Genomic DNA, 18,092 nt, shown 5'->3' with positions numbered 1-18,092 from the left:
AGCCTTGTTCCATGACCTTGAAGAACCTTTTTAGCGTATTGGCGACCCTGATCGTCGTGGTAGCCGCACTGGTGATAGGCCGGCTGCTCTGGGTGCATTACATGAACGATCCGTGGACGCGGGACGGACGCGTGCGCGCCGATGTCATCAACATCGCACCGGATGTGTCGGGCCTTGTGGTCAACGTGCCGGTGCATGACAACCAGCTGGTCAAAAAAGGCGACCTGCTCCTGCAGATCGATCCGTCTCATTACGAGATTGCCGTGCATCAGGCCGAAGCCCTGGTCGCTTCGCGCAAGGCAACGCTGGACATGCGCCTGCAAAACGCCAAGCGCCGCGCCGATATAGACAGCCTGGTCGTTTCCAAGGAGAGCCGTGAAGATGCCAGCAGCATTGCCGCGTCGGCCGAGGCAGATTACAAGCAGGCCCTGGCTCAGCTTGAGGCGGCCCGCCTGAACCTGTCCCGCACCCGCGTGGTGGCGCCGGTGGATGGTTATGTCACCAACCTCCTGGTCTACCGTGGCGATTATGCTTCGGCCGGTGCACCCAAGCTTGCGATCATCGACAAGAACTCCTACTGGGTTTATGGCTACTTTGAAGAAACCAAACTGCCCCACGTGAAGATCGGCGCACCCGCCGAAATGCGAATGATGAGCGGCATGGTGCTTAAGGGCCATGTAGAGAGCATTGCCCGGGGTATCTATGATCGGGACAACCCGCAGAGCCGCGAGCTGATCGCCGATGTGAACCCGGTGTTCAACTGGGTGCGCCTGGCGCAACGAATTCCGGTGCGCATTGCCATCGATGAAGTGCCTGAAGGCATGGAGCTGTCTGCTGGTACCACCTGTACGGTCGTGCTCGACGACGGTACAGGTCATGACCACCACAATTGGCTGGGCTTTGCCGACTGATACCGAGCTGCCTTAACAATCGACCAATAAAAAGGCTGCACCGAGAGGCGCAGCCCTTTTGGTTTTCAGCCCTGGCGAATCAATAACCCAGAGCGAAATCCTCTTCCGCCACATCCATCAGGCTGCCAGCCCCTGCCAGCATCGCTTCGACATGCATGCGGGTACGTGGCAGCAGGCGCTGATAATAGAAACGCGCAGTCTGCAGCTTGGCCTTGTAGAACGCAGCCTCATCGGTTCCGGCAGCAAGCTTCTCGCTGGCTACACGCGCCATATCGGCCCAGAAGTACGCCAGGCAGACATAGCCGGAGTACATCAGGTAATCCACCGCCGCAGCGCCTACTTCCTCACGGTCCTTCATGGCGGCCATGCCGACCTTCAGTGTGATTTCGCCCCATTCCTTGTTCAGCTTGGCCAGTGGCTCGATAAACTCCTTGAGCTCAGCATTGCCTTCCTGCGCTTGGCAGAACTTGTGAATGATCTTGGTAAAGCCTTTGAGCGACTCACCCTGGGTCATCAGTACTTTACGACCCAACAGGTCGATGGCCTGAATACCAGTAGTACCCTCGTACATCATGGCGATACGGCTGTCTCGCAGGTTCTGCTCCATGCCCCATTCAGAAATGTAACCATGACCGCCATAGATCTGCATGCCATGGCTAGCCGCTTCGAAGCCCACTTCAGTCATGAAGGCCTTGGCAATCGGCGTGATGAAGGCCAGCAGCGCATCGGCTTTCTTTCGCTCTTCCTCATCCTGACTGTAACGGGTCACATCTACCAGCTTGGCAGCAAAGTAAATCATGGCACGGTTGCCTTCAGCGAACGCCTTCATGGTCAGCAACATGCGGCGGACGTCCGGGTGGACAATGATCGGGTCAGCGGCCTTGTCAGGCGCTTTTGGCCCGGTCAGGGAGCGCATTTGGAGGCGTTCACGGGCATACCGGATACCGCCCTGGAAGGCGATCTCCGCATGGGCCAGACCTTGCAAGGCCGTCCCCACCCGCGCCGTGTTCATAAAGGTGAACATGCAGTTCAGGCCTTTGTTTGGCGGGCCGATCAGGAAGCCTTTGGCACTATCGAAGTTCATGACACAAGTGGCGTTACCGTGGATACCCATCTTGTGCTCGATGGAGCCGCAGGTCACACCGTTGCGCTCGCCTATGCCCCCTTCGGCATTGGGCAGGAACTTGGGTACGATGAACAGTGAGATACCCTTGGTACCCGCCGGTGCGTCAGGTAGGCGGGCCAACACGATATGCACGATGTTGTCGGTCAGGTCATGTTCACCGGCAGAGATAAATATCTTGGTTCCGCTGATCGCGTAGCTACCGTCAGCCTGCGGCTCGGCACGGGTACGCAGCATACCCAGATCGGAGCCGCAATGAGGCTCGGTCAGACACATGGTGCCCGTCCATTCGCCGGAAACCAGTTTGGTCAGGTAGGTGTGCTTCTGCTCGTCGGTACCATGGCTTTCAATAGTGTTCATCGCGCCATGGGAAAGGCCTGGATACATGCCCCAGGACCAGTTGGCTTGGCCGATCATTTCCGACAAGGCAATACCCAGCGACTCAGGCAGACCCTGGCCGCCATGAGCAGGATCATGCGGCAGACTTGGCCAGCCACCTTCTACAAATTGCTGATAGGCCTGCTTGAAGCCTGTCGGCGTCTTCACGCCCGACTCGCTCCATACACAGCCTTCCTTGTCACCGACACGGTTCAGCGGCGACAGGACCTGCTCGCAGAACTTGGCGCCTTCCTCAAGAATGGCGGCAACCATATCCGGGGTAGCATCCTGGCAGCCGGGCAAGCTCTGGTAATGCGCGTCATAACCCAGCAGTTCGTCACGGACAAAGCGGATATCACGCAAGGGAGCCTTGTAGTCAGGCATGACTGTTACCTCTGGAATGCATTTTTATGGGAAGGCGCCGCAGGGATCTCCTGACCGGCGTTAAACAGTTGTTTGAAACTTATGTTTTCCTCTGAGGCCTGTCAAGCGTGTCTGACCACAGGCGACACCTGGATACAAAAACGCCGCGAGTGGTTATCCACCCGCGGCGCTTGTATTACACCTTCTCCCCCTGGAGGGAACAGAGGTCAGGCGTAGGTATCGATAAGGCTTCCCAATGTTGCACTGGCTGCCTGGATAACTCGAGAGCCCGCCAGGGCCTCGCGCTTACCCGCTTGCAACTCGACCAGCTGTGCGGCCTTATCTGCCTGATTCTGAGAAGCTCCATCGACGCTGCGAACCTGGTCGACACGTGTCTGCGCATCATTCGGCAGGCTGCTGGCCGCAATGGCTGCACCGGCCTGATCGACACGGAACTGGCCAGCCTGATAGGCCGCCGCCCCGTAAGTGAAACTGTTTCCGGAAATATTCATAAGCCGCTCCCTTTAACTGCTTGAGGCGTTTGGCCATTGAAGCAGATTCCGGCATCGAACCCTATGATTAAAACGTCATGCTTGCCGCTTCGCTTAGCGTCAGTTCGAATAACCAGGGGAGCGGTATCAGCCGGGCAACGCCTTCTTATTAATCTTGCGCGCCCGCCTCTGGTTGGCGCCGAGGAAAAGCCTGGACATCCACTGGTGACTGTGTGGGTCACCATAATGCAGCAGGACCGTTGCGCGCAGTGTATTAGGATCACAAGGCTCATTGGCATGTATGCTTCTATATCCCCAGAAGATATAAAGATTGCCAGGAACAAGTTTTATTTTGATGGGCTTTAGCAGGTTGTACTTGATCAATAATGCCATGAACTTCTGACTTAATGGATTTTGAATAAGTGCTTTCTCGATAATATTGATGGCCACACTGCTCCTAATACGGCGAGTATTGGGAAACATAATAAAATCGCCACACTGGTCAGTATCATTTGGAATGAAAACAGGCACAAGCGCCGTTAATGCCGTGGCGTCATAATGAAAATAGTTGGACTCTTTAAGACCGGTTTTACCTTGCAGGCAACGCACGGCCGGAAAGATCTCTTCCTCTTCCGGTACCCGCCTGCCCAGACCGGCTTCCTGAATATCCGCCAGCATTTTCCTGAACCTCACCGAGGTGCTCAGCGCCTCGAAAAGACTGCCGGTTACCGACTTTATGCCATGTAGCGCAAAATATTCGGAGTTATGTTTGTGAGTTTCCCGCAGAACATAGTCACGTGCACTTTCAAGTTGTTCCGCTGAAAGAAAGTGTTCAATAACGGCATAGCCTTGCCTCTCGATGTCGAGCACCAGCCGAGAAACGTCTTGAGCATCAATACGCTTGAAGACAGGCATACAAAATCCTTTTCCATTCTTGATATTGTTATAAAACTGGAACTACCACCAACGTCTGAACACCATGAGCAACTACCGGTAAGTTGTGTAGCAATAAATATTAAAGGCATACAGTCACGCGCCATGCCGCAATCAATCATTAAGAAGTGATTGACAGGCATAGCGAATAAACGGAAAGCACTCATAACCGCGACGAGAACATCTCTTTTAGTGAGGCGGGAAAGAGATCAATCGAGGCAAATGGACTATATGCGAAGCCGGAAAAAGCTGCGCAAAATTAAAGTAATCGCTGAAAAACTTTGTAATAAATAACGTCTATTCTGATATTAAAGTGCCTTATCACGAGCAGTCAGATACCAAAGGCGCATTAACGCGCCAATTGGCTTAAATCCAGATAATCCGCAACGGTCGCTGGCGTGGCTTCAGCCAGATAAGGAACAGTGCCCAGGCAAGGTGCAGGCAGGCGCTCATGAAGCGTGGCGAGGTTATCCTCCAGGCGTGATGTCTGCGGATCGACAATATTGGCAACCCAGCCGGCCAGGTTGAGCCCATCCTGTGCAATGGCTTCAGCAGTCAGCACCGCGTGGTTGATGCAGCCCAACCGTACACCCACCACCAGGATGACGGGAAAACCAACGGCCCTGGCTACATCTGACAGGTTCGCCTCCCCTTCCAGCGGTACGCGCCAGCCACCCGCGCCTTCGACCAGCATGAAGTCGGCCTGTTTGGCCCGCATGGCCTGAATGGGCACGACCAGGGCGTCGACTGTCAAGGATGTCCCTACCTCACGGGCCGCCAGATGTGGAGCAATAGCAGGCGCAAAGGCCAGCGGATTGACCTCGGCGTAACTCAACGGCAACGAACACTCGCCCCAGAGCGACAACGCGTCGCTGTTACGCAGCCCCTCGGGCGTCATCTCGCAACCAGAAGCCACAGGTTTGACCGCTGCCGTGGAAAGCCCCGCAAGGCGGGCTACATGCAGCAGGCCGGAAGCAATGGTGGTCTTGCCGATTTCGGTATCGGTGCCGGTAATGAAGTAAGCAGACATAAGATCAGGGTTCTTTCTGGAAAATGCCGTAAACCACGCGATAGCAGGCCGGGAGACCTTGGGGCTGGCGGAAGCGCTCATACGCTTGCGCCAGGGCATTCAGGCGGGCGCGTCCGGTCAAGCCAGTAGCGCGGCCAGGGTTTACGTTATGGGCGCCGAGCGCCTTGAGTTCATGGGTCAGGCTGCGGACATCCGGAAAATGCAGAACGCGTGTTTCGACGTCCAGCACCTTCTGCTTGAGTCCACTGGCCGCACAGACCCGCTGATAGTCTTCAAACTGGCGGAAACGGTTAACGTGAACGAAACCATCCACTGCCTGCCAGCTGTCCCGCAACTCCTGCAGTGTACCGGTACACAGGCTGGTGAATGCAAACAGCCCACCGGGCCGCAGGATACGCTGGGCCTCGGATAATACCGCCGAAAGGTCGCCACACCATTGAATGGCAAGGCTGGTAAACAGCAGATCGCACGCCTGGTCCTTGAGCGGCAGCCGTTCGGCATCACCCGCCACAAAGTGCTCGGCCCCGCCGAGTGGACGTGCATGGCGCAGCATGCCTTCCGCCAGGTCAACGGCGATACCTTGCGCGTCGGGATAACGGGCCGCTAGCGCCCGGGTGAAGTAGCCTGTACCGCAGCCCAAGTCGACCCAGCGCTCTACAGCCTGCTCGGGCATACGCGCCAGAAGCGCTTCGCCGACATCACGTTGCAGGCTGGCAACGCCGTCATAGCTGGCCGCCGCCCGGGAGAACGAAGCCGCCACTTGCCTTTTATCCGGCAAGGAGGCGCCCTCCTGCATGGTTACAGGTAAAGCATCAGCCATCACGGCCCTCATAAATGAAACGTTCAATCGCTGCGGCAATCTCGTCCGGACGCTCCAGCGGCAGGCCATGGCTGGCCGGCTCGAAGACATGAACTTCGATGTCGGGTATCTCATCCATCAAGGCTTGCGCAGCCGATACCGGTACCAGTGCATCGTTTGACGCAAACAGGTGAAGTTGCGGACCGCTATACGCCTGAAGCGCCTCGCGTGTGTCCAGTTGCGCCAGCAGCTCAAGCCCGGCCACTGCGACTTCACCAGACGTCTCCGGCAAGGCCACCTGCAGCAGGCGCGCAAGCGTCTTGCGGTCCCGAGCCCCCTGGCTGACCAGATGGGTAAAGCGTTTGAGCGTCAGCTCCGCATCGAGCGTGCAGGCCTCGTAAAAATCGGTGAAGACACTGCGTGACATTGCGCTTTGCCAACCATGACGGGCAACAAAGCAGGGATTGCTGGCCATAGTGATCAACCCCAGGGTACGGTCGCCCCGCCGCCGGGTAAGCTCACTGGCGATCATGCCACCCAATGACCAGCCACCCAGCCAGACGTTATCCGGCAGCCGGGCGTCAATATCATCGAACCAGCCACTGGCATCGGCCATGTCCGGCAAGGGTTCGATCAGTACATCCAGATATGGTGCTATTTCGAGGAGCTCATCACGCAGCGGCTCCAAGGGGGCCGTGCCCAGACCCCACCCGGGCAGCAGCACTAAAGTGTCACGCATGTTCCGTTCCTTTCAATTCCGACCAAGCTTCGGCAAGTGCGGCGAGCAGACGATCGACGTGCTGCTCGCTGTGTGCGGCCGACAGAGTAACCCGCAACCGGGCACTATTGTTCGGAACCGTAGGGGGACGGATCGCCGTGACGAGAATTCCATGGCGTTTCAGGGCAGCCGAAAAAGCCAATGCCTGCTCGCTACTGCCGACCAGGATCGGTTGGATCGGGGTAAAGCTGTCCATCAGCGAAAGGCCGATAACCTGCGCACCAGAGCGGAATCGCTGGATCAGTGCATTCAAATGCTCGCGCCGCCAGGACTCTGCCTGGAGCAGCTCTAGTGCCTTCAAGGTGGCGCAGGCCACTGCTGGCGGCTGGCTGGTGGTATAAATGTAAGGACGTGCGAACTGGATCAAGGTTTCGATCAGCTCATCGCTGCCTGCTACAAAGGCGCCTGCAGTACCAAAAGCCTTGCCCAGCGTACCGACCAGTACCGGAACCTCATCCATGCCCAGTCCGAAATACTCAGCTACGCCGCCTCCCTGCCTGCCCAACGGGCCAAAGCCGTGGGCGTCATCGACCATCAGCCAGGCGCCCCGGTTACGTGTCACTTCAACCAGGGCCGGCAGGTCGGCCACATTACCGTCCATGCTGAATACACCGTCCGTTAAGACCAGCGTATTACCTTCAGCCTTGTCGAGCCGGCTGGCCAAGCTTGCCGCATCGTTATGCAGATAGCGGGAGAAGCGCGCGCCGGACAGCAGTCCTGCATCCAGCAGAGAGGCATGGTTGAGCCGGTCCTCAAGGACCGTATCACCTCGGCCAACCAGGGCTGTCACGGCCGCAAGGTTGGCCATGTAGCCCGTGGAGAACAGCAGTGCCCGAGGGCGCCCGGTAAACTCAGCCAGCGCCTCTTCCAAGGCATGATGGGGGCCGCTATGGCCGATCACCAGATGCGAAGCGCCCCCGCCTACGCCCCAACGCTCGGCACCCTTTTGCAGTGCCGCGATGACGTCCGGATGATTGGCGAGGCCAAGGTAGTCGTTGTTGCAGAACGCCAGGAGCGGCTGTCCGTCGACCACTACTTCAGGTCCTTGCGGGCCTTCCAGCAGCGGTCGGTGACGGTACAGCGCTTGCTCGCGGCGCTCGGCGAGGCGTCTGGCCAGGTCGAACGGCATGATCAGGCAGAAGCAGCGTCGTAGAACAGTGCAGAATTCTTCTGCTCGATCAGGGCCTGCTCAATCGCGGCCTGATGCACTTCATCATCGTGCTCTTCGCGCTCTTCCGGCTTGATGCCCAGACGCTTGAACAGGAGCATGTCCTTCTCGGCCTGCGGGTTGGTGGTCGTCAGCAGCTTCTCGCCGTAGAAGATGGAGTTCGCACCGGCAAAGAAGGCCAGGGATTGCATCTGCTCGTTCATCTGCTCACGACCAGCAGACAGGCGCACATGGGACTTGGGCATCATGATCCGGGCAACAGCAAGGGTACGGATGAAGTCGAACGGATCGACGTCCTTCTCCTGCTCCAGCGGGGTGCCCTTCACCTTGACCAACATATTGATCGGGACGGACTCTGGATGCTCTGGCAGGTTGGCCAGTTGGATTAGCAGGCCGGCACGGTCATCCACGGACTCACCCATGCCCAGAATGCCACCGGAGCAGATCTTCATGCCCGCATCACGCACATAGGACAGCGTTTCCAGACGGTCTGCATAGGTACGCGTCGTAATGATGTTGCCGTAGTATTCCGGCGAGGTGTCCAGGTTGTGGTTGTAGTAGTCCAGTCCGGCTTCAGCCAGGGCCTGGGTCTGGTCACGGTCGAGCTTGCCCAATGTCATGCAGGTTTCCAGGCCCAGGGCCTTTACACCCTTGACCATCTGCAGCACGTAGGGCATGTCCTTGGCGGACGGATGCTTCCACGCCGCGCCCATGCAGAAGCGGGTCGACCCGATAGCCTTGGCCTCGGCAGCCGCCTTGAGCACCTTCTCCACTTCCATCAGCTTTTCTTTTTCAAGACCCGTGTTGTAGTGGCCGGACTGAGGGCAATATTTACAGTCCTCAGGGCAGGCACCGGTCTTGATGGAAAGCAACGTCGAGACCTGAACGCGGTTGGGGTCGAAATGCTGACGGTGAACCGTCTGTGCCTGGAACAGCAGGTCATTGAACGGCAGTTCAAACAGGGCGCGGACATCGGCAAGGGTCCAGTCGTGACGCGTAGCGGTAGCGCTCATGGCTCAATCCTTCGGTATAAAAGACGGCTGCTCAGGCAGCACACGAATAATTGCCGTCAACTTTATTCGATACGAAGGTTTACATCTGATCAAAAAACAATCAATGGCCCTGTTTATTTAAGGTTTTTTGATGACTGGCCCCTTCAATAAGAGAGAGACTACGGCAGAGTATGAAACTGTGAGCAGGATCGCTCGCTTGATTGAACCCATCGCTGGCAACGAACCCAACGGCATTTACAGGTTCCAAGCGACAACATGAGGACAAGGAAAGAAACATGCGTACAGAAGGGTTCTTCGACTGGCTTGGCCAAGCCCTGGGTCAGGTCATCCGCTTCATCATCGATCTGTTCAGCACCGTACTCAACGGGATTGGCGATGCCGTCCATGACTTCCTACAAGGCATGGCTCGCGCCATCGGCATGGATGACTCCTACATCAGCTTCGTGGTGCTGATCGTCGGACTGATCCTGCTCTATGCCGCGGTTCGTGCTTTCATGCGCCGCTCCATCATTGGCGGCATCATCTGGCTGGTATTGGGCCTGATGGTCATGAGCTGGCTGATTCGCTGAGCCTCTTGCACGCCAAGGAGCGGCGTGCCTGATCCCAATTGATCGACACTGGCAAGGATGCCTATGAATCGCCTGACTACCCTGCTTGCTTACCGTCCTGTCTGGCTTAAACCTCACACGAACTGCGGGTTCTGCGGCTCAGGTGTAGAGTCCAGCCTGCCGCTATGCCTTGGCTGCGAGACTGACCTGCCCTGGCTCATGGGGCATTGCCTTCATTGTGCGATTCCGCTGCCTGACGAGGGGCTAATCTGCGGGGCGTGCCTGAAAAGGCCTCCGTCTTTTGATCATGTCGTAGCGCTCTGGCGTTACGGATTCCCCATTGGTAGCGCCATCAATCGGTTCAAGCATCAAAAGCAGTGGCCGCTGGGGCGACTGATGGCGGATCTGCAGGCTCGCCATTTGATGCATGCCTTTGACGAGGGATTGCCTCGGCCTGACCTTCTGCTTCCTGTCCCGATGGCGCAGAAGCGCCAACGCGAGCGTGGCTACAATCAGGCTGCCATGCTGGCGCGCTGGCTAGGAAAGTCGCTCACGCTGTCTGTAGCAGACGATGTCATTCAACGAGTGCTGGAAACCCCGGCGCAACAAGGCCTGGATGCCGCCCAGCGTCACAAGAACCTGCGCAACGCCTTTGCCCTCACCACTGCCAAGGCCGTACGCGGTCGCTCGTTAGCGCTCATCGATGACGTCCTGACCACCGGTGCAACTGCCGAGGCCCTTGCCAGCCTGCTCAAGCGTGCAGGCGCCCTGCGTGTCGATGTGTACTGCTTGGCTCGCACGCCCAGGCCTGGCGACTAAACGCTCTTTTCACCTTGCCATGGGAACGGGCCGGCTCGTACACTGATCTATCGTTATATACTTTTTTATACTCCGACCTATGCTCAGTCACCTGACTCATCACATGACCCGCCGTCCCCAGCGGTTTGCGCTGCTGGAGCAGGTCGCCGCCCAGGGCTCCATTACAAAGGCTGCCAAGGCTGCAGGGCTGAGCTACAAGGCCGCCTGGGATGCCATCGATGAACTCAACAACCTTGCCGGCCAACCCCTCGTCGAGCGTAGTGTCGGCGGCAAGGGCGGAGGCGGCGCGCGCCTGACCCAGGAAGGCGCACGGTTGCTGGCCTTGTATCACCGCCTTGAAGCACTTCGCGAAAAGGTGATCGAAAGCGCTGAACACGTCGAGGACCTGGAGCGACTGGAGCGGTTGATGCTGCAAACCAGCGCGCGGAATCAGCTGCATGGGGAGGTTGTTGCTGTAGAACCCAAAGGGCACAGCGATCTGATCACGATCCGGCTGCCCGGTGGCCTTCAGGTGCTGGCACAAATCACCCGTGAAAGCACCGAGCGATTGGGCCTTGCACCGGGTCGCAGCGTTATCGTGCTGATCAAAGCATCGTGGCTAAGCCTCCATGAACACGCTCCTGTGGATGCGGCCAACGCACTTGAAGGCCGGGTCGACACCGTTACCCCCGCCCCCTCCGGACCTGCCGACATTCGCCTGAGCCTGCCCAATGGGCAAACGCTCTGCGTGCTGCTGCCAGCAGAAGCCGAGTTGTCTCCTGCTCCCGGTCAGACCGTGTTCGCCTGCTTTGAACCCGACCAGGTCTTGCTGGGGGCGCCCCTGTGAAGAAGGAATCCTTGATGAACAAACGGCTTTTGGCTGCCGCGGCGCTTGCCACGCTCTTTACCGGCGCCACTGCTCAAGCAGCTGATCACCTGCGCATTGCTGTGGCGGCCAATCTGCTGCCTGTTATGCAGACCATCGCCAACGATTACGAAAAGCAGACCGGCGCCAAGGTGGAACTGGCTGGCGGCTCCAGTGGTGCATTTTTCGAGCAGATCCAGCGTGGCGCACCGTTCGACCTGTTCTACTCGGCGGACACGATCCGCCCGGACAAACTGGCAGATGCCGGTAAGGGCACCGAAAGCCGGACTTATGCGTGCGGTCAGCTGGCGCTCTGGCAAACCAGCGGCAAGCCCGATATTCACAATCTGCCGTTCAAGCGTGTAGTGCTGGCGAATCCCGATACGGCACCTTATGGCGCCGCAGCCCTGCAGGCGCTGGACCGCAGCGGTGTACTGGAAACCGTCAAGCCGCGCCTGGCGTATGGACAGGACATTGGACAAACCTACAACTTCGTCAAAACCGGCAATTCACCCGCTGGCTTTGTAGCTCTCAGTCAGGTCAAAGCGGGGAATGTGCCGCCCGCGCAATACACGATTGTCGATGCCACGCTGTACGATCCTCTGACGCAAAAGCGCGTCATCCTGGCGAAAGGCGAGCAACTCGACGCCGCCAAGCGCTTCGTGGCGTTCTTCGATAACCAGAAAGAGACGTTGCACCAGGCAGGTTATTCTCTTCCAGGCGAGACGGGCTGTGCTGCTCAGTGAAGGAGACTGGCAGGCCCTGGCGCTGACGCTCAAGCTGGCTGTGCTATCCACGGCCCTGCTTCTGCTGATCGGTCTGCCGTTGGCAGCCTGGCGAGTCCGTAAGCAGACCCGCCTGCGCCAGATCCTGGATGCCGTGATCGCACTCCCCCTGGTGCTCCCACCCACCGTGCTGGGCTTTTACCTGCTGGTGGTGTTTGCGCCAGACTCGATGCTGGGCAGCGCCTGGGAAACAGTGTTCGGTCACCCGCTGCCCTTCAGCTTTGCGGGCCTGGTCATGGGGTCCATGATTTACTCGATCCCCTTCGTGGTGCAGCCTCTTACGGTTGCCTTCCGCGAGCTGAATCCACGCCTGTTCGAGGCCGCAGCAACGTTGGGATGCGGCCGTATCGAGCGCTTCTTTCGCGTTACCCTGCCCTTGCTCAAGCGCGGCCTGCTGGTGGCTGCAAGCCTTGCATTCGCCCATACCCTGGGCGAATTTGGCGTGGTGCTCATGCTGGGCGGTAGTATTCCGGGGCAGACCCAGGTGGTTTCCATCGCCATCTTCCAGCACGTGGAAGCCCTTCATTATGCCGAGGCCCACCGGCTGGCCGGCTTTCTTCTGGTGCTGTCGTTCCTGATCCTGCTGTTCGTCTACGGCAATGGCGATACACGGTCTTATTCGGCCCTGCGCGTCACCAGCCGCCGCTAATCGCGGCTGGCGGCCGAATCGCTTCTGACACGAAACGTTCCCGAACCGACAGGGCAGCATTTGTTACCAAATGTAACCTGCAACACCGCCGTCACAATGCCTCACTACCTTCGCCACGACTGTCCAAACCAGCCACGAAACCTGTTTCGACGACGCGACGTGAGCCGGCAGCCTGATTATTTCAAAACAAGGTCTGCGGGGTTCGTTGTACTCGCTCTCGCCTGGGGTTTTGCGCCTGCCACATCCTGTGAGGAGCGCCTTGATGAGCCTGCAAAACGAACAACACCTGAATAGTGATCTGCTTGATGACGATACCCCTACTGATCTGGAACGCATCGTCAATCTGAAGCGCCGCAGCTTTATTGGTGCCGGTGCGCTATGTGGCGCGGCCTTCTTCCTGGGCGGCAACCTGCTGTCTAACAACGCACTGGCGGGTCAGGTATCAGAAGCGGCTCGCTGGGGCAGCGCTGGACGTCCTTCACGTCCGCTGTTGGGCTTCAAGAACGTGCCAGCTTCAACGGCTGACCAGGTCATTCTGCCGCCCGGCTATGAGTTCCGTACGCTGATCAGCTGGGGCGAGCCGCTGTTTTCCAACGTACCGGACTTCAAGCATGACGGTACGAACACCTCCGAAGACCAGGAGCTGCAGTTCGGGGATAACAACGATGGCATGTGCTTCTTCCCGTTCTACAACAAGTTCGGCCGGATTGACCCTGATCGCGCCCTGATCGCCATTAACAACGAATACACCAACTACGAGTATCTGTTCTCCGATGGCCGTCAACCGTCCTCCCCGGACGATGTACGCAAGGCGCTGGCTGCAGAAGGCGTCTCGGTGATCGAAGTTCGCCGTCGCGCGGGCCGTTGGGTCTTCAAGCGCGACTCCCGTTACAACCGTCGCGTGCATGGCAACGTGATGATGGACATCAAGGGTCCGGCTGCCGGCCATGACCTGCTGCGCACCTCCATCGAGCTGAGTGGCAAACGTGCCCGTGGCACCTTCCAGAACTGCTCCAGCGGGCAGACGCCATGGGGCACTTACCTGACGTGTGAAGAAAACTTCAATGGCTGCTTTGGCAGCACCGACAAGAGCATCAAGCTCAACGCCGCTCAGAAGCGTTACGGCTTGTCGGCCAATAGTGATAACAACTGGTACCCCTATAACGAGCGCTTCGATCTCGCCAAGCATCCGAATGAAGCCAACCACTTTGGCTGGATCGTGGAGATCGACCCGTTCAACCCGGACTCCACACCGGTCAAGCGTACCGCGCTGGGCCGCTTCAAGCATGAAAACGCTGCCGTAACCACGACCCAGGATGGCCGTGTCGTGGTGTACATGGGCGATGACGAGCGTGGCGAGTTCATCTACAAGTTTGTCAGCGACCGTCGTTACAACCCAAACACGCCTCTGGCGAACCGTGACATCCTCGACCACGGTACGCTGTACGTCGCCAAGTTCGATGATGGCGATGGTGATGTGAATCATCCCAAAGGCCGCGGCCAGTGGATCGAGCTGACCTATGGCAAGAACGGCCTGACCAAGGCCAACGGCTTCAACAGCCAGGCCGAAGTCCTGATCCATGCTCGTCTGGCAGGCTCGCAAGTCGGCGCTACCCGCATGGACCGTCCAGAGTGGATCGCGGTGAGTCCCATCAATGGACAGGTCTTCTGCACCCTGACCAACAACAGCAAGCGTGGCAGCGCCGATATGCCGGTCAACGGGCCGAACCCGCGCGCCAATAACATCTACGGCCAGATCCTGCGTTGGGAAGAGCCAAACCCGGCCGCACTGACCTTTGACTGGGATCTGTTCATCGTGGCGGGCAACCCGGTTGTGCATCCGGAAGATCCATACGATGGTTCGGAAAACATCAACGCCGACAATATGTTCAACAGCCCCGACGGCCTGGGCTTTGACGAAGCCGGTCGTTTGTGGATTCAGACCGATGGTGAAGACAGCAACGAAGGTGATTATGCCGGCATGGGTAACAACCAGATGCTGTGCGCCGACCCGAACACCGGTGAGATCCGCCGTTTCCTGGTAGGGCCGACTGGGTGTGAGGTCACAGGCCTGTCCTTTGCGCCGGACTATCGGACGATGTTTGTCGGCTTCCAACATCCCACCGGCGGCTTCCCGGACTATCTGCCTAACGGGCGTCCTCGCTCCACCGTCATTGCCATTACTCGTAAGGACGGCGGGATCATTGGGGAATAACATCTCCCCGCATAAAACCGGCAGCTAACCCTGCCGGTTTTTTTATGCCTGTTGATTGATGATCACTGGCACATGCATTGACATGATTTCGTCATACAAGCGCGCTAGCGTCGCGCCATCGCATACAAGGAGTCTGTTATGCATCCCGATACCCCTACCGATCTGGAACGTCTGGCCGGCCTGACCCGTCGCCGCTTCATTGGAGCTGGTGCTCTGTGCGGTGCTGCCCTATTTCTTGGCGGCCAGCTCATTCCGCGGAGCGTACTGGCACAAAGCGTGTCGCAAGCCACCGGCAGTGCCCTGCTGGGCTTTGAAAGCATTCCGATTTCCACAGCCGATACCGTGATCGTCCCGCCGGGTTATAGGGCGTCGGTACTTATCAGCTGGGGTGAACCACTGTTTTCCGATGTACCGGCTTTCAAGCATGACGGCACCGGCACAGCAGAAGCCCAGGAGCGCCAGTTTGGCGACAACAACGACGGCATGAGCTTTTTTCCGTTCCCGAACGATCCGAACCGGGCGCTCATGGCCATCAATAACGAATACACCAACTACCGCTACCTGCTGGCCCAAGGCAAGGTGCCTCAATCGGCCAAGGACGTGCACAAGGCCTTGGCAGCTGAGGGGGTCTCGGTTATCGAGGTGCGCCGTATTGACGGACAATGGCATTTTGCACGTGATTCCGAGTTCAACCGTCGTATCCACGGCAATGCGCCGATCCGATTCAGCGGCCCAGCGGCTGGACATGACCTGCTTAAGACCGAAGCCGATTCAAGCGGCACGCATGTACTGGGCACCTTCCAGAACTGTGCGAACGGCAAGACGCCCTGGGGCACCTACCTGACCTGCGAAGAGAATTTTACGGATTGCTTTGGCAGTACTGATGCAACAATCAAATTCGACGCTGCCCAGAAACGTTATGGCGTGACGGTCGAAAGCAAGGGCAACGACTGGCACAAATACAATCCGCGCTTTGACATGGCCAAGAACCCTAACGAGCTGAACCGGCACGGCTGGGTAGTCGAGATCGATCCGTTCGATCCCAAGTCAGAACCCGTCAAGCGCACCGCGCTGGGTCGTTTCAAACATGAGAACGCTGCGCTTGCCCTCACTGCGGACAACCATGTCGTGGTGTACATGGGCGACGACGAACGTGGCGAATTCATCTACAAGTTCATCAGCCGCGATCGCTATGATGCCGCCAACCCCAAGGCCAACCGCGAGCTGCTGGACCACGGCACACTGTACGTGGCGAAATTTGATGACGGTGACGGCAATCCCGATCATCCCAAGGGACGTGGCCAGTGGATCGAGCTGACCCATGGCAAGAACGGTCTGACCACCGAGAACGGCTTCAATAATCAGGCCGAAGTGCTCATCCATGCCCGCCTGGCCGGAACCCAGGTAGGTGCGACGCGCATGGACCGCCCCGAGTGGATTGCCGTCAGTCCCAAGGATGGTCAGGTGTATTGCACGTTGACCAACAACAGCAAGCGCGGCAGCGAAGGCCAGCCCGTAGGCGGGCCAAACCCTCGCGCCAACAACATCTATGGTCAGATCCTGCGCTGGAGCGAGCACGGCAATGATGCCGCTGCCATGGCCTTTGAGTGGGACCTGTTTGTCATTGCCGGCAATCCTGAGGTGCACAAGGAGACTGCCAACGGCGGCTCGCACAACATCAACGCCCACAACATGTTCAACAGTCCCGACGGCCTCGGGTTTGATGATGCCGGTCGCCTGTGGATCCTGACCGACGGGGATTACAGCAACAAGGGTGATTTCGCTGGCATGGGCAATAACCAGATGCTGTGCGCCGACCCGAATACCGGCGAAATCCGCCGTTTCATGGTGGGTCCGATCGGTTGCGAGGTCACCGGCATTACCTTCTCACCGGATCAGCGCAGCCTGTTCGTCAATATTCAGCACCCTGGCGAAGAAGGCGGCTCGACCTTTCCGGAACACCTGCCCGACGGTCGGCCACGTTCCTCCGTCATGGTCATCACTCGCGATGACGGTGGCGTGATCGGCGCCTGATGACAAGGCTCTAATACGCGGATACGGCCCTTGAGGCAGTATCCGCGTAGCACGACGCTCGCTGTACCAGGGTCTTTTTTCTCTGCACCGTCAGGCGTTCCAGCGCGCGTGGCATCGCACCTTCGTCACGCCCAGGCATCCAACCTGCTAGCATTCCGATTCAGAACCGGCATATGGCCGCTTCCAGATGCGTTGTAGGAGGATATCCATGTCACACCCGTTCGATACACTCAGCCCTGACGTGGTGATCGACGCCGTGGAAAGCCTCGGCTATCTCAGCGATGCGCGTATCTTGGCGCTTAACAGTTATGAAAACCGGGTTTATCAGGTGGGCATCGAAGACGAACAGCCCTTGATTGCCAAGTTCTACCGCCCACAGCGTTGGACGGATGCCGCGATTCGCGAGGAGCACACCTTCTCTTTTGAGCTGGTGGAGCATGAAGTACCTGTCGTGGCGCCCTTGTCGCGTGATGGTGAAACCCTGTTCGAGCACGCCGGCTTTCGCTTTGCCCTGTTTCCCCGCCGCGGCGGCCGGGCGCCCGAGCCTGGTAACCTTGAGCAGCTGTACCGCCTGGGTCAGCTCCTGGGTCGCCTGCATGCCATCGGCGCCAGTCGCCCGTTCGAGCACCGCGAGACGCTTGATGTACAGAGCTTTGGTCATGCCTCGCTGGATACGCTGCTGAGCGGCGGCTTCATTCCCAAAAGTTTGCTGCCTGCGTATGAATCCGTGGCACGTGACCTGATCAAGAAACTGGATACGCTCTTCAACTCGGTCAACTACACCACCATCCGCGTCCATGGAGATTGCCATCCGGGCAACCTGCTCTACCGTGACGAGACCTTCCACATGGTAGATCTCGATGACTGCCGCATGGCACCGGCGGTGCAGGACCTGTGGATGATGCTGGCCGGGGATCGGCAGGAGCGCCTGTCGCAGCTTTCCGAGTTGATGGACGGGTATCAGGAGTTCCATGACTTTGCACCCCGTGAACTGGCGTTGATCGAGGGGCTGCGCTCCCTGCGTCTGTTGCAATACAGCGCCTGGCTGGCCCGCCGCTGGGATGATCCGGCCTTCCCGAAGAGCTTTTCCTTTTTCGGGACCGAGCGCTATTGGGGCGACCAGGTTCTGATGTTGCGCGAGCAACTGTCAGCGCTTGATGAAGAACCGCTGCGGCTGTTTTGATCCCTAAAGACACCAGGGCCGCCACAAA

At 58.3% G+C, this 18,092-nt stretch carries 17 protein-coding genes; 9 read left to right on the top strand and 8 right to left on the bottom strand.

From position 1 onward, the window contains the following. Nucleotides 1-11: 11 nt before the first annotated feature. Nucleotides 12-911, top strand: coding sequence for an HlyD family secretion protein (locus tag QWJ10_RS17845; RefSeq protein WP_019366673.1), 900 nt, complete (start codon nucleotides 12-14; stop codon nucleotides 909-911). Between the two features lie 79 nt (nucleotides 912-990). On the opposite strand, the gene QWJ10_RS17840 is transcribed toward QWJ10_RS17845, so the two are convergent. The 8 genes from QWJ10_RS17840 to bioB form a co-directional block, all read right to left on the bottom strand. Then, nucleotides 991-2,796, bottom strand: coding sequence for a phenylacyl-CoA dehydrogenase (locus QWJ10_RS17840; RefSeq protein WP_289928535.1), 1,806 nt, complete (start codon nucleotides 2,794-2,796; stop codon nucleotides 991-993). A gap of 206 nt (nucleotides 2,797-3,002) precedes the next feature. Then, nucleotides 3,003-3,287, bottom strand: a complete 285-nt coding sequence (locus QWJ10_RS17835) for a hypothetical protein (RefSeq protein WP_289928533.1) — start codon at nucleotides 3,285-3,287, stop codon at nucleotides 3,003-3,005. A gap of 126 nt (nucleotides 3,288-3,413) precedes the next feature. Continuing rightward, a complete protein-coding gene (locus QWJ10_RS17830) occupies nucleotides 3,414-4,181 on the bottom strand; it encodes a hypothetical protein (RefSeq protein WP_289928530.1) in 768 nt (255 codons plus the stop codon). A 367-nt stretch (nucleotides 4,182-4,548) separates the two neighbouring features. Next, nucleotides 4,549-5,229, bottom strand: coding sequence for a dethiobiotin synthase (bioD, locus tag QWJ10_RS17825; RefSeq protein WP_197871372.1), 681 nt, complete (start codon nucleotides 5,227-5,229; stop codon nucleotides 4,549-4,551). 4 nt (nucleotides 5,230-5,233) lie between these two features. Beyond that, nucleotides 5,234-6,049 carry a malonyl-ACP O-methyltransferase BioC gene (gene bioC / locus QWJ10_RS17820; RefSeq protein ID WP_289928528.1) on the bottom strand — a complete coding sequence of 272 codons (816 nt, stop codon included), beginning with the start codon at nucleotides 6,047-6,049 and terminating at the stop codon, nucleotides 5,234-5,236. Further along, nucleotides 6,042-6,767: an alpha/beta fold hydrolase gene (locus tag QWJ10_RS17815; RefSeq protein ID WP_010796030.1), complete on the bottom strand. Its 726-nt coding sequence runs from the start codon at nucleotides 6,765-6,767 to the stop codon at nucleotides 6,042-6,044. The genes bioC and QWJ10_RS17815 overlap by 8 nt, the downstream gene beginning before the upstream one ends. Beyond that, nucleotides 6,760-7,935 (bottom strand): 8-amino-7-oxononanoate synthase, encoded by a 1,176-nt coding sequence (gene bioF / locus QWJ10_RS17810; protein WP_289928522.1) that lies wholly within the window; start codon nucleotides 7,933-7,935, stop codon nucleotides 6,760-6,762. The genes QWJ10_RS17815 and bioF overlap by 8 nt, the downstream gene beginning before the upstream one ends. 2 nt (nucleotides 7,936-7,937) lie before the next feature. Then, entirely contained in the window at nucleotides 7,938-8,987 is a 1,050-nt protein-coding gene (gene bioB, locus QWJ10_RS17805; protein WP_122041444.1) for a biotin synthase BioB, read from the bottom strand. Between the two features lie 275 nt (nucleotides 8,988-9,262). Between bioB and QWJ10_RS17800 the strand changes: the two genes are divergently transcribed. From QWJ10_RS17800 to QWJ10_RS17765, 8 genes are all read left to right on the top strand, one after another. Continuing rightward, on the top strand, nucleotides 9,263-9,556 hold the full coding sequence (locus QWJ10_RS17800; RefSeq protein WP_010796033.1) for a hypothetical protein: 294 nt from the start codon (nucleotides 9,263-9,265) through the stop codon (nucleotides 9,554-9,556). Between the two features lie 63 nt (nucleotides 9,557-9,619). Beyond that, a complete protein-coding gene (locus tag QWJ10_RS17795) occupies nucleotides 9,620-10,354 on the top strand; it encodes a ComF family protein (RefSeq protein WP_289928518.1) in 735 nt (244 codons plus the stop codon). Nucleotides 10,355-10,457: 103 nt separating this feature from the next. Continuing rightward, on the top strand, nucleotides 10,458-11,180 hold the full coding sequence (locus QWJ10_RS17790; RefSeq protein WP_083397930.1) for a TOBE domain-containing protein: 723 nt from the start codon (nucleotides 10,458-10,460) through the stop codon (nucleotides 11,178-11,180). Nucleotides 11,181-11,194: 14 nt separating this feature from the next. Next, nucleotides 11,195-11,944: a molybdate ABC transporter substrate-binding protein gene (modA, locus tag QWJ10_RS17785; RefSeq protein ID WP_289928511.1), complete on the top strand. Its 750-nt coding sequence runs from the start codon at nucleotides 11,195-11,197 to the stop codon at nucleotides 11,942-11,944. Beyond that, the gene (gene modB, locus QWJ10_RS17780) at nucleotides 11,931-12,632 is read left to right on the top strand and encodes a molybdate ABC transporter permease subunit (RefSeq protein ID WP_122041440.1); all 702 of its coding nucleotides are present in this window, start codon (nucleotides 11,931-11,933) and stop codon (nucleotides 12,630-12,632) included. Before modA ends, modB begins: the two co-directional genes overlap by 14 nt. 262 nt (nucleotides 12,633-12,894) lie before the next feature. Beyond that, nucleotides 12,895-14,847: a PhoX family phosphatase gene (locus QWJ10_RS17775; RefSeq protein WP_289928508.1), complete on the top strand. Its 1,953-nt coding sequence runs from the start codon at nucleotides 12,895-12,897 to the stop codon at nucleotides 14,845-14,847. A gap of 138 nt (nucleotides 14,848-14,985) precedes the next feature. Further along, on the top strand, nucleotides 14,986-16,881 hold the full coding sequence (locus tag QWJ10_RS17770; RefSeq protein WP_289928506.1) for a PhoX family phosphatase: 1,896 nt from the start codon (nucleotides 14,986-14,988) through the stop codon (nucleotides 16,879-16,881). A gap of 208 nt (nucleotides 16,882-17,089) precedes the next feature. Next, on the top strand, nucleotides 17,090-18,064 hold the full coding sequence (locus QWJ10_RS17765; protein ID WP_010796040.1) for a serine/threonine protein kinase: 975 nt from the start codon (nucleotides 17,090-17,092) through the stop codon (nucleotides 18,062-18,064). The last annotated feature ends 28 nt before the right edge of the window (nucleotides 18,065-18,092 follow it).

The sequence above is a fragment of the Pseudomonas sp. WAC2 genome, from assembly GCF_030403525.1.
Lineage (GTDB): Bacteria > Pseudomonadota > Gammaproteobacteria > Pseudomonadales > Pseudomonadaceae > Chryseomonas > Chryseomonas luteola.
The sequence above is the reverse complement of the archived record's forward strand: the minus strand, read 5'-3'. Positions and strand labels throughout refer to the sequence as shown.